11 protein-coding genes and 1 tRNA gene are annotated in these 11,542 nt (G+C 73.6%); 5 read left to right on the top strand and 7 right to left on the bottom strand.

Annotated elements, in window-relative coordinates; all coding sequences use genetic code 11:
* Nucleotides 1-57: 57 nt before the first annotated feature.
* The gene (locus IE98_RS0129410; protein ID WP_030274150.1) at nucleotides 58-675 is read right to left on the bottom strand and encodes a hypothetical protein; all 618 of its coding nucleotides are present in this window, start codon (nucleotides 673-675) and stop codon (nucleotides 58-60) included.
* Between the two features lie 358 nt (nucleotides 676-1,033).
* Here IE98_RS0129410 and IE98_RS0129405 point away from each other — a divergent pair, with 358 nt between their 5' ends.
* A complete protein-coding gene (locus IE98_RS0129405; RefSeq protein ID WP_420706229.1) occupies nucleotides 1,034-1,243 on the top strand; it encodes a DUF5703 family protein in 210 nt (69 codons plus the stop codon).
* Nucleotides 1,244-1,338: 95 nt separating this feature from the next.
* On the opposite strand, the gene IE98_RS0129400 is transcribed toward IE98_RS0129405, so the two are convergent.
* The 3 genes from IE98_RS0129400 to IE98_RS0129390 form a co-directional block, all read right to left on the bottom strand.
* Complete coding sequence (locus tag IE98_RS0129400) at nucleotides 1,339-2,100, bottom strand: chaplin (protein ID WP_030274146.1); 762 nt, start codon at nucleotides 2,098-2,100, stop codon at nucleotides 1,339-1,341.
* Between the two features lie 229 nt (nucleotides 2,101-2,329).
* A complete protein-coding gene (locus IE98_RS0129395) occupies nucleotides 2,330-2,569 on the bottom strand; it encodes a chaplin (RefSeq protein ID WP_030274127.1) in 240 nt (79 codons plus the stop codon).
* Nucleotides 2,570-2,840: 271 nt separating this feature from the next.
* Entirely contained in the window at nucleotides 2,841-4,178 is a 1,338-nt protein-coding gene (locus IE98_RS0129390; protein WP_030274125.1) for a M20/M25/M40 family metallo-hydrolase, read from the bottom strand.
* Between the two features lie 234 nt (nucleotides 4,179-4,412).
* On the opposite strand from IE98_RS0129390, the gene IE98_RS0129385 reads away from it, so the two are divergent.
* From IE98_RS0129385 to IE98_RS0129375, 3 genes are all read left to right on the top strand, one after another.
* Nucleotides 4,413-4,497: transfer RNA gene (locus tag IE98_RS0129385), tRNA-Leu, on the top strand.
* 251 nt (nucleotides 4,498-4,748) lie between these two features.
* The gene (locus IE98_RS0129380) at nucleotides 4,749-5,888 is read left to right on the top strand and encodes an acyl-CoA dehydrogenase family protein (RefSeq protein WP_030274123.1); all 1,140 of its coding nucleotides are present in this window, start codon (nucleotides 4,749-4,751) and stop codon (nucleotides 5,886-5,888) included.
* Nucleotides 5,889-5,917: 29 nt separating this feature from the next.
* A complete protein-coding gene (locus tag IE98_RS0129375) occupies nucleotides 5,918-6,679 on the top strand; it encodes an SDR family NAD(P)-dependent oxidoreductase (RefSeq protein ID WP_030274121.1) in 762 nt (253 codons plus the stop codon).
* Nucleotides 6,680-6,752: 73 nt separating this feature from the next.
* Here IE98_RS0129375 and IE98_RS0129370 read toward each other — a convergent pair whose 3' ends face one another.
* Genes IE98_RS0129370 through IE98_RS0129360 form a run of 3 tightly spaced genes read right to left on the bottom strand, consistent with a single transcriptional unit; the run spans nucleotide 6,753 to nucleotide 9,809 of the window.
* Complete coding sequence (locus tag IE98_RS0129370; RefSeq protein ID WP_030274119.1) at nucleotides 6,753-8,444, bottom strand: AMP-binding protein; 1,692 nt, start codon at nucleotides 8,442-8,444, stop codon at nucleotides 6,753-6,755.
* A gap of 39 nt (nucleotides 8,445-8,483) precedes the next feature.
* On the bottom strand, nucleotides 8,484-8,969 hold the full coding sequence (locus IE98_RS0129365; RefSeq protein WP_063749025.1) for a cysteine/serine endopeptidase inhibitor: 486 nt from the start codon (nucleotides 8,967-8,969) through the stop codon (nucleotides 8,484-8,486).
* 42 nt (nucleotides 8,970-9,011) lie between these two features.
* Nucleotides 9,012-9,809 carry a hypothetical protein gene (locus IE98_RS0129360; protein ID WP_030274116.1) on the bottom strand — a complete coding sequence of 266 codons (798 nt, stop codon included), beginning with the start codon at nucleotides 9,807-9,809 and terminating at the stop codon, nucleotides 9,012-9,014.
* A 215-nt stretch (nucleotides 9,810-10,024) separates the two neighbouring features.
* Here IE98_RS0129360 and IE98_RS0129355 point away from each other — a divergent pair, with 215 nt between their 5' ends.
* Nucleotides 10,025-11,335, top strand: a complete 1,311-nt coding sequence (locus IE98_RS0129355) for a DUF2252 domain-containing protein (RefSeq protein WP_043175436.1) — start codon at nucleotides 10,025-10,027, stop codon at nucleotides 11,333-11,335.
* The last annotated feature ends 207 nt before the right edge of the window (nucleotides 11,336-11,542 follow it).

Raw genomic sequence — 11,542 nt, 5'->3', positions numbered from 1 at the left:
GGACGCGCCGGAGGGGCGGGGCCGACGGCCCCGCCCCTCCGGCGCTCACCACCCGGCCTACGCCTCCGGCTCGAGGGCGTCCGGGTCGTCGTCGTAGACCTCGCTGATGTCGAACCGGCAGATCAGCAGCTGCGGGTCGGCCGCGTCGAACGGCTCGGGCAGCCACTCGCCCGGCTCGGACGGCTCACTGGCGGAGACCCACAGCGTGGAGTCGCCCTCCTCCAGCCCGAACTCCTCGCAACGCGCGGCGATCTCGTCCGGCTCGTACTCGCCGAAGAGCACGCCGATCGCCGCGTTCACACCGCCGGCGGTGTCGCCGCCCGGCGTGAGCGAGTCGTCCACCCGCTCGGCCTGGGCCCGCAGCCGCTTCGGGTCGGCCACCAGGTAGTCCCGGCGGATCAGCACGCTGATCGCCTCGGGCTGCTCGGGGCCGACGTAGCCGCCCTCGCTGCCGTCGCCCGGCACCTCGAAGGGGGTGACCTCGTCGTAGACCTCGTACAGCAACTGGTCGTAGGTGATTGCCGCCGCCGCCAGCTCCTCGTACGCGGCGACCACGACCGGATCGCCCTCCTCGGTGGTGCCGGCCACGGCCTCAAGGTGCCGGTCGATCGCGGCCTTGACCGCCTCGGCGGCGGCCCGTACCTCATTGATGGTGAGCTGCGCGGCATCAGACATGGTGCAGACGCTATCCCGCCCCGGTGACCGCACGCACAGGGGTTGTCACCTACGCCCGCGAATTCGCGACAACTTCCGCCGCGATGTCCGATCCGTGTGCTTCTGTACTTGCCGGACGGCACCGTTCCGGGGCCGGACCGAGCCCGTACGACCTGCACGGCAGCCCGCCCCCGGCCCCTCGGCATCGACCGGCCCGCGCCGGGGTATCGGTCCGGCATACCGGAACTGAACGCATGTCAGGGTGCCGCGGCAACGGCCGGGGCGCGGGGCCGGGCGGACGCCCCGCGCGCCCGGTCCGCCCGTCGGCACCACGCCGTAGGCTTGCGTTCAGGCCATGGCACGGAGGCAGGAGGAGAACTTGACCCCATCCAAGCTGGTCCGGACCCCCGAGTACGAGTACCAGTCGCTGCGCCTGCCGCGCGGCACGAGCCGGAACGCGGCCCGCCAGCTGCTCACCGAGCACGCCGAGTACGGCCACTGGGAGCTGGACCGGCTGCGGCTCTACCCGGACGGCAGCCGGACCGTCCGACTGCGCCGCCGGATCATCCGGCAGACGCGCAGCTGGTGAGCTCGGGCCCCGGCACGGCCACTGAGCCGCGGGGTCCGGCAGGGTCAAAGGTCCTCTGGCGCGACCGTGCGTCCGGGGGCGGTGGGGGAAGCGGCTCAGCGCGCGCCGGCGCGGGAGCGGCGGTACAGCACGCCGCCGCCGAGCAGCAGCGCGAGACCGGCGGGGGCGATCAGCTCCAGACCGGAGGCGCCCGTGGAGGCCAGGTGGTCGGGGGTGGCCGGGGCGGCCACGGTGACCGGACGCGGAGTGCCCTCACCGGAGCGCGGGGTGCCGTTGGTCGGCGTCTCCGGGGTCTTCGGCGGGGTGGGCGGCGGAGTCTCGGTGCAGCCGCACTCCTCCGGCTTGGTGGGGGGCGGCGGGGTCTCGTGGACGTGCGTGTTGCCGCAGGAGTTGCCGTACGCGGGGTTGCCGAGGCCCACCACGTCGACGGTGTTGCCGCAGGCGTTGACCGGCGCGCTGACCGGGACGCTCACGGTGTTGCCGGAGACCACGCCCGGCGAGCCGTGGCTGACGCCGCTCGCCGAGGACCCGCCGGCGTGGCTGCCGCCGGTGCCGGTCGAGGCACCCGAGCCGGTCGAGCCGCCGGTGGCCGCCGAGCCGCCACCGCCGTGCGAGACGTTGCCGCACTGGTTGCCGTACGCGGGGTTGAGCAGCCCGATCACGTTGACGGTGTTGCCGCACGCGTTGACGGGGATGTCCACCGGGGCCTGCACGGTGTTCCCGGAGCCGACACCGGGAGAGTTCGCCGCGACACCCTGGGCCTCGCTGCCGGCCGCGTACGCATAGCCTGCGGTGGAGGCCAGCACACTGCCGGTGGCGACGGCAGTGAGGATTCCCCTCTTTGCGACCTGTCGCATTGACTCCCCTGATTCATCTGATGGTCGGAATTCCTGACGAGGTCCTCGCCCGTACACCGCACAACGAGCGGTGCGGCGATAAGTTGAACCGGATGCCCGAGCTTCATCCGATCGAGTGAGCGGCGCGCCGAAGGCCCTTGCCGTCCGCAGACGGACGTGCCCCCGGGCCGCGGGAGTGCCGCGGCCCGGGGGCACGGGCGGGAAGACCGGGATCGGCGCCCGGGCCCGCTCAGACGTTGGCGCAGCTGTTGCCGAACGCCGGGTTGAGCAGGCCGATCACGCTGATGGTGTTGCCGCAGACGTTGACCGGGACGTGCACCGGAACCTGGATCAGGTTGCCCGACAGCACGCCCGGGGAGCCGGCCGCGACGCCCTGGGCGCCCGCGTCCGCCGCGGCGGCACCCGCGCCGGCCAGCACCAGGCCACCGGCGACGGCGGCAACAGCGGCGATCTTCTTGTTGACCTTCATGAGTCCTCCTGGTCGATACCTGCGGCCCGTTCCCCCGGGCTGCACACAGGAGTGAACGAGACTGCTGCGAACGGGGTACGGAGGAGTTTCCCAATTCACCCGCAACGGTGATGATCCGAACGGATTACCGGCCATGGAAAGACGCGAGGAATCGTTTCTTCAATGCCTTCCGAGAACGTCCCAAATCATTCCCTCGTACCATGCGAACGGCCCGCCCCGGAGGATCCCGGGGCGGGCCGTTCGCGGTCGGCCGGAGCCGTTCCGGCGGGGGTCAGCAGGCGTCGAGGAAGCGGTCCAGCACCCGCACGCCGAACTTCAGGCCGTCCACCGGCACCCGCTCGTCCACCCCGTGGAACATGCCGGCGAAGTCGAGGTCCGGCGGGAGCTGCAGCGGGGCGAAGCCGAAGCAGCGGATGCCGAGGTCCTGGAAGGACTTCGCGTCGGTGCCGCCGGAGAGGCAGTAGGGGACGGCCCGGGCGATCGGGTCCTCGGCCCGCAGCGCGGACTGCATGGCGTCGACCAGGGCGCCGTCGAAGCCGGTCTCGATCGCCTTGTCCGAGTGCAGGGTCTCGCGCTTGACCCGGGGGCCGAGCACCGAGTCCAGCTCGGCCAGGAACTCCTCCTCGTAGCCGGGCAGGAAGCGCCCGTCCACGTGGGCGGTGGCCTGGCCGGGGATGACGTTCACCTTGTAGCCGGCGCCGAGCATGGTCGGCTGGGCGGTGTTGCGCAGCGTCGTGCCGATCATCTTGGCGATGCCGCCGAGCACCCGCAGCGTCTCGTCCATGTTCTCCGGGTCGAGCTTCACCCCGAGGGCGTCGGAGAGCTCGTCCAGGAAGGCGCGGACGGTCTTGGTGATCCGCAGCGGGAAGGTGTGCCGGCCGAGGCGGGCGACCGCCTCGCACAGTTCGGTGATGGCGTTGTCGTCGTTCTCCATCGAGCCGTGGCCGGCCCGGCCCTCGACGGTGAGGCGCATCCAGTGCATGCCCTTCTCCGCCGTCTCGACCAGGTAGAGCCGCACCTGGTCGTTGACGGTGAAGGAGAAGCCGCCGACCTCGCCGATGCCCTCGGTGACGCCCTCGAACAGCTCGGGGTGCTTGTCGACCAGGTACCGGGCGCCGTAGGTGCCGCCCGCCTCCTCGTCGGCAACGAAGGCCAGCACCAGGTCGCGCGGGGGCTTGCGGCCGGTGCGCAGCCGGTCGCGGACGACGGCGAGCGTCATCGCGTCCATGTCCTTCATGTCGACGGCGCCCCGGCCCCAGACGCAGCCGTCGGCGATCTCGCCGGAGAAGGGGTCGTGCGTCCAGTCGGCGGCGTTGGCCGGCACCACGTCGGTGTGGCCGTGGATCAGCAGGCCGGGCCGCGAGCGGTCCTCGCCCTCGATCCGCACGACGGTGGAGGCACGGCCCTTCGCCGACTCGTAGATCTTCGGTTCGACGCCGAACTCGGCCAGCATCTCGGCGACGTACTCGGCCGCCTTGCGCTCCCCCGGCCCGGAGCCGTCCCCGTAGTTGCTGGTGTCGATCCGGATCAGGTCGCGGCAGATGTCGGCGACCTCCGACTCGGCCGTCACCTTCGGGGCTCCCGCCCGCTCCGCACTCGGCTCACTCACGGCCACTCCTCGTCTCCGGCCCGCCCGACGCAGTTCGGCGCCGCCCCCGACCCCACGCCGGGGCACCGCGGGCACCGTCCCGCCATCCTCCCCCAGCTTCCGGCGCGCCCCAAGGCCATCCGCCCACGGATCGAAGCCCGTCGGCACCCCGCAGGGGCTGTTTTGGGACCGCAAGCCGATCTTTGCTACAGTTGAGCACGTCAACGCGGCGCGGAGCCGCGGAGACGACACCCGGTCCGGGTGGCGGAATGGCAGACGCGCTAGCTTGAGGTGCTAGTGCCCTTTATCGGGCGTGGGGGTTCAAGTCCCCCCTCGGACACAGTACGAAGGTGCCCGACCAGAGTGATCTGGTCGGGCACCTTTCGTTTTTCCGCACGTTCCTGCCGGACCCCCGCGCCTGCCGCTCCGGGCTCGGCCCTTCCCGGCCGCTCCCCTCCGGGCCGCCCGGACTCCGGCCCTTCCACGCGCCCGGCTCCACCCTCCCCCTCACCGCCCGGTACCTGGCGCGACCTCTGTGCACTACGCTATGCGGTACTGACGTACCGCTTTGAGTACCACTTGGAGTCCGCCATGGCCGTCGACCGGCTCCTCCCCACCCAGGAGGCCGAGGACCTGATCTCGCTCACCCGCGAGATCGCCGACCGGGAACTGGCACCGCGTGTCGACCGGCACGAGAACGACGAGACCTACCCCGAGGGCCTGTTCGCCCTGCTCGGCAAGGCCGGCCTGCTCGGCCTGGCCTACCCCGAGGAGTACGGCGGCGGAGGGCAGCCCTACGAGGTGTACCTCCAGGTCCTGGAGGAGCTCGCCGCGCGCTGGGCCGCCGTCGCGGTGGCCACCAGCGTCCACACCCTGGCCTGCCACCCGCTCTACGCCTTCGGCACCGACGAGCAGAAGGGCCGCTGGCTGCCCGACATGCTGGCCGGTGCGGCGATCGGCGGCTACAGCCTCTCCGAGCCGCAGGCCGGTTCCGACGCCGCCTCGCTCAGCTGCAAGGCCGAGGCGGTCGAGGGCGGCTACCGGATCACCGGCACCAAGGCGTGGATCACCCACGGCGGCAAGGCGGACTTCTACGCCCTCTTCGCCCGCACCGCGCCGGGCGGCAAGGGCGTCTCCTGCTTCCTCGCCCCGGGCGCGACCGAGGGCCTGACCTTCGGCAAGCCCGAGCGCAAGATGGGCCTGCAGGCCGTGCCCACCACCTCCGCCTTCTGGGACGGCGCGCTGCTCGACGCCGACCGCCTGATAGGCACCGAGGGCCAGGGCCTGCAGATAGCCTTCAGCGCCCTCGACAACGGCCGTCTGGGCATCGCCGCCTGCGCCACCGGCCTCGCCCAGGCCGCACTGGACGCCGCGGTCGACTACGCCAACGAGCGCACCACCTTCGGCCGGAAGATCATCGACCACCAGGGGCTGGGCTTCCTGCTCGCCGACATGGCAGCCGCGGTCGACTCCGCCCGCGCGACCTACCTGGACGCGGCCCGCCGCCACGACGCCGGCCGCCCGTTCAGCCGGCAGGCCAGCGTCGCCAAGCTGGTCGCCACCGACGCCGCCATGAAGGTGACCACCGACGCCGTCCAGGTGCTCGGCGGGTACGGCTACACCCGTGACTTCCCGGTCGAGCGCCACATGCGCGAGGCGAAGATCATGCAGATCTTCGAGGGCACCAACCAGATCCAGCGCCTCGTCATCAGCCGCGGCCTCGCCCGCTGACCCGTCCCAACGCCACCGAGGAGACTTCCATGGACATCGCCGGTTCCGCCGCCCTGGTCACCGGTGCCGCCTCGGGCCTGGGTGCGGCCACCGCCGCCGCCCTCGCCGCCCGCGGCGCCACCGTCTACGGCCTGGACCTGGACAAGGCCGTCGCCGCCGCCGGCCCGCAGCCAGACGGGGTCACCCTGCTCCCGGCCGACGTCACCGAGGAGGGGCCCGTCCGCGAGGCGCTGGCCCGGATCGAGGCCGACGGCGCCGAGCTGCGGCTGGCCGTCAACTGCGCGGGCATCGCCCCGTCCGCCCGCGTCCTGGGCCGCAAGGGTCCGCACGACCTCGACCTGTTCCGCGCGGTCCTGAACGTGAACCTGCTCGGCACCTTCAACGTGATGCGGCTCGCCGCGGAGGCGATCGCGAAGCACGGCGCCGACGAGAACGGCCAGCGCGGCCTGATCGTCAACACCGCCTCGATCGCCGCCTTCGAGGGCCAGGTCGGCCAGATCGCCTACGCCGCCTCCAAGGCCGGCGTGGCGGGCATGACGATCACCGCCGCCCGCGACCTCGCGCAGTTCGGCATCCGCGTGGTCACCATCGCCCCCGGCATCGTGGACACCCCGATGATGGCCGGCTTCAGCGACGAGGTCCGGGCCGGCCTGGCCGCGAGCGTGACCTTCCCGCAGCGGCTCGCCCGGCCGGAGGAGTACGCCCGCCTGGTCACCATGGTCACCGAGCACGACTACCTCAACGGCGAGACCCTCCGGATGGACGGCGCGCTGCGGATGACCGCCCGCTGAGCGGACGGCGCCGCACCCGCCGAGGGCCCGCCCGGTCACCCCGACCGGGCGGGCCCTGGTCACGTTCAGCCCTTCAGCGGGAGTCCTTCAGCGACGGGAAGTCCGACTCCCAGTACTCGTTGGGGTTCCGCCGCTCGCCGTGCTGCTGCTCGAGCTGCCTCAGCTCCACCCGGCGGATCTTGCCCGAGATCGTCTTCGGCAGGTCCGCGAACTCCAGCCGCCTGATCCGCTTGTAGGCGCTCAGCCGCTCCCGGGTGAACCGCAGGATGTCGCAGGCCAGGTCGGCGCTCGGCTCCCTGCCCTGCACCAGGACGACGAACGCCTTGGGCACCGCGAGCCGCACCGGGTCCGGCGAGGGCACCACGGCGGCCTCCGCGACGGCCGGGTGCTCGATCAGCACGCTCTCCAGCTCGAACGGCGAGATCCGGTAGTCGCTCGCCTTGAACACGTCGTCGGCACGGCCCACGTAGGTGACGTAGCCGTCCGTGTCCCGCGAGGCGACGTCGCCGGTGCGGTAGTGGCCGTCGCGCATCGCCTCGGCGGTCTTCTCCGCGTCGCCCGCGTAGCCGCGCATCAGCCCGGCCGGGCGGCGGTCCAGGTCGAGGCTCAGCTCGCCCTCCTCGGCGCGGTTGCCCTCGGCGTCCAGCAGGGCGACGTGGTAACCGGGCAGCGGGCGGCCCATCGACCCCGGCTTCACCGGCTGGCCGGGGCTGTTGCCGATCTGCGCGGTGGTCTCGGTCTGCCCGAAGCCGTCCCGGACGGTCAGCCCCCAGGCCTTGCGCACCTGCTCGACGACCTCCGGGTTGAGCGGCTCGCCGGCGGCCACCAGCTCCCGCAGGGAGAGTTGACGTGACGTCAGGTCGGCCTGGATCAGCATCCGCCAGACCGTCGGCGGCGCGCACAGCGTGGTGACGCCGCAGCGCGCCAGCACGTCGAGCAGCCGCTCCGCGTCGAAGCGGGCGTGGTTGAGCACGAGCACGGTCGCCTCGGCGTTCCACGGCGCGAAGAGGTTGCTCCACGCGTGCTTGGCCCAGCCCGGCGAGGAGATGTTGAGGTGGACGTCCCCCGGCTGCAGGCCGATCCAGTACATGGTCGACAGGTGCCCGACCGGGTACGAGGTGTGGGTGTGCTCGACCAGCTTCGGCCTGGAGGTGGTGCCGGAGGTGAAGTAGAGCAGCAGCGGATCGTCCGCCGGGGTCTCGCCGTCCGGTTCGAAGGTACCGGCGGCACCGTCCACCGCGGTGTACGGGTGCCAGCCCCCGGCCCCGCAGCCCACCGCGATGCGCAACTCCGCACCGGGCAGCCCCGCGAAGCGGTCCGCGACCTCGGCGGCGGCGACCACCGCCCGCACCCCGCCGCGCTCCAGCCGGTCGCGCAGGTCGTCGGCGCCGAGCAGCAGGGTGGCCGGGATGACCACCACGCCGAGCTTCATCGCCCCGAGCATGGTCTCCCACAGTTCGGGCACGTTGCCCAGCATGACCAGCATCCGGTCGCCGCGCCGCAGGCCGAGCGCCCGCAGGTGGTTGGCGACCCGGTTGGAGCGGTCGGCCATCTCCTGGTAGGTGCGGGTGTGTTCGGTGCCGTCGTCGTCGACCACCCAGAGCGCCCGCCGGTCGTTGCCCTCGGCGATCCGGTCGAACCAGTCGAGCGCCCAGTTGAAGGCCGTCGGCTGCGGCCAGTGGAACTCCCGGCGTGCAGCGTCGTAGTCGGTGCGGTGGCGCAGCAGGACGTCGCGGGCCGCGAGAAATTCGTCGACCGAGCCCATGGCCTGTCTCCTCGGTGGTGATCGGAAGGTCTCTCCCGCTCATCCTGCCGCCGGGGCACCGGCCTCCGCCGGAAGTTCGCCGACGTGTCCGGACGGCCGCGCACCCCGGGGCCCGGCGGCGCCGCCGCTCCCGGAGTCGACGAACCTCCAGGTGATGCCGTCGACCACGCCCAGATCGGGGTCGGCGAGCCGCCGGAAGGCCGGCCTGCTGAGGTCGAGGTGGTCGGCCGGGCAGCCGGGGCACTGGTCGCGGACCGGGACGGTGACGGTCCGCCCCTGGTAGCCGACCTCCACCGAGATGCCGGTGCAGAGCGGGTCGTCGTTGGGGTCGGTCGCCGTCCACCAGGCGGCGGGGACGGCGGCGAGGTCCTCGGCCGAGGCGTCGATCGCCGTACCGCAGGCGCCGGTGCCCGCGTCGTCGTACCAGGTCGTCCGGCCCGTCCTGAGCTGGCCGACGGGGAGTCCGCCCGCCTCCGTCCCGGCGCCCAGGACGGGAACGACCGCCGCGCCGACCAGGGCCGCCACCCACCGCCTCCGACCCTTGCAAGGAGTCGAGTTGACGCCCACTCAGACGCCGGCAGCGCCGGCCGGGCCGCCTGCCACGTCGCCCTCGACGAGTACCTGGAGGACCTTGGCGGCGGCGGCGCGGTAGACCTCGTCGGCGAGTTGGGCGGAGGCGCCGTCGGACTGGAAGTACCAGAAGGTGAGGACGGCCGGGCCGATCTGCTCGACCGCCAGGTAGCCGTTGAGCAGGACGCCGTCGAGCACGCCGTCCATGCGCACCGCCGTGGTCGCCAGCCCGCCGAAGCGTATCGGGGTGAGGGTGAAGGTGACGGCGGCCGAGTCGCCGGTGAAGGTGAGCGCCTCGCAGGTGCGGAGCGCCTGGGCGACCTTGGCGTGGTCGTCCGCCAGCGCGCCCTGTTCCTCGCTGAGCAGGGACTCGCCGAGGTAGGGGCTGGACTCGGCGGTGGTGAACTCGGTCTGCTCGCGGACGGCTCCGGGCCGCGGCTCGCCCTGTCCGTTGAGGATCGCCGAGAGCAGCGGGCAGCCGGTGGTGCCCCGGTCCTCGGTGCCGTCGGCCGGCAGGGTCTCCGCGAAGGCGGGGCCGAGGTCCTCCGTCGTGAGCAGCGCGCTGCGGAGGTCCTCCGAGGTCGGCACCGGCGCGGGCGCCGTGGGGCTGCCGGAGGAGGCGGCGGGTGCGGGGGCCGAGGCCGCGTGGGGGTCGCCGCCGGATCCGCTGCACGCGGCGGTGCCGGCGAGGGTCAGGGCGAGCAGCGGGGCGGCCAGCAGCCGCGCCCGTACGGGCCGGCCCGTGGGCCTGCTGTGGGACCGGTACTGCCGGGCGGTCGCCCGCGAGGCATGCATCAGCGGCACCTTCCGAAGGTCGCACCCCTGCCCACGATGGTCGCACCGGTGTCCGGAGGCTGCCCCCCGGCCGGCCCCGTCCGGGTGCCCGGCGGCGCTCTGCGCGGCGGTCGCCCGGTCGGACCTCCGCCGCTGCGCCGGGGCCGTGCCCGGCCGAGGCTGGGGTGATCGCCGAACCCGCCGCGACGCCGTGGCGGAGCCGCCCGGAGGAGCCCGTGCCCGAGTCCGTCACCGCCACCGCCACCGCCACCGAAGGCACCGAGCGCGGCCGGGCGGTGCGCAGCATGGTGCCGCGTTCCTCGCACGGGACACGGCCCGAGCCGGCCGGGCGCGCGGATCCGGTGGCCCTGTTGGAACGCCGGGCGGTGAATCTGCTGCCGCAGTCGGTGCCGGTCCGCCACGCGCGGATGGCGGCGTCCCCGTTCGCCTTCCTCCGCGGTGCGGCGGCGGTGATGGCGGCCGATCTCGCGGTACAGCCGCACACCGGGCTGACGGTGCAGCTGTGCGGTGACGCGCACCTGTTGAACTTCGGGCTGTACGGCCCGCCGCAGGGGGCGCCGGTGTTCGGCCTCGGTGACTTCGACGAGACGCTGCCGGGCCCGTTCGAGTGGGACGTGAAGCGGCTGGCGGTGAGCGTGGCGATCGCGGCGCACGCCATCGGCGGAGGTCCGTCCCTGGCCCGTGGTGCCGCGCGCTCCTGCGTCCGGGCGTACCGGGAGGCGGTGCGACGCCCGGCCGGGTCGTCGGACCGGTCGGGGTGGCCGGACACCGCGGCGGGCCTCCCCGCCGGCTGGCGCCGGGACGGCGTGCTCGCCGCGGCGCGGCTGACCGAGCTCCGCGGCCGGCGGCGCCGGATCGTGCCGCGGCTGCCGCTGATCACCTCCGTTCCCGAGCGGGTCGCCGACGGCGTGCACGCCGTCCTGGAGGGCTACCGGGCGTCCCTGCCGGAGCGGCGCCGGGAACTGCTGGACGGCTTCCGCTTCGTGGACGCCGCCGCCGTGGTCGCCGGGGTGGGTGGCGTCGGCACCTGCTGCTTCGCGGTGCTGCTGCAGGGCCGGACGTCGGACGACCTGCTGGTCCTCCAGTTGAAGGAGGCCGGGCGGTCCGCCCTGGAGGACCACCTGCCGTCCGGGCCGCACGACCACCACGGCCACCGCGTGGTGGCGGGCCAGCGGCTGCTGCAGGCGGTGGACGACGACTTCCTCGGCTGGACGACCGGACCGGGCGTCCCGTCCCGGCAGTTCTACTGGCGGCAGCTGCGCGACCCGGGGCGCCCGGCGCGGGTGGAGGCGATGACGCCGCGGGTGCTGCAGCGGTACGGCGCACTGTGCGGCGCCGCGCTGGCCCGTGCGCACGCCCGCTCGGGCGACCGGCCGGCGATCGCGGGGTACCTCGGCAGCGGCACGGTCTTCGACGAGGCGGTCGCCGATTTCGCCGTGCGGTACGCGGAGCGCAACGCCGCCGACCACGCCCGGCTGTGCGAGGCGATCGCGGCAGGGGCGGTCGGGGCGCGCGCGGATGCATGACGGTCCGCCACATGCGCCACTCCGTCAGGTGAGGGATCGTCACCGAACCGACCACCCGAGTGGCGGGCCACCCGGGGCGGTCCTAGCTTCGGTGAGGCGGAGGCTCCCTGCGTTCCCCCACGCCCCCGCGCCCTCCGCACCCGCGCCCGGCGCGCCACTTCCACACACCTCCACACGCCCCCGCACCCCCACCTCTCCACCCCCCAC

This window comes from Streptomyces sp. NRRL B-24484 (genome assembly GCF_000717715.1).
Taxonomy (GTDB): domain Bacteria; phylum Actinomycetota; class Actinomycetes; order Streptomycetales; family Streptomycetaceae; genus Kitasatospora.
The sequence above is the reverse complement of the archived record's forward strand: the minus strand, read 5'-3'. Positions and strand labels throughout refer to the sequence as shown.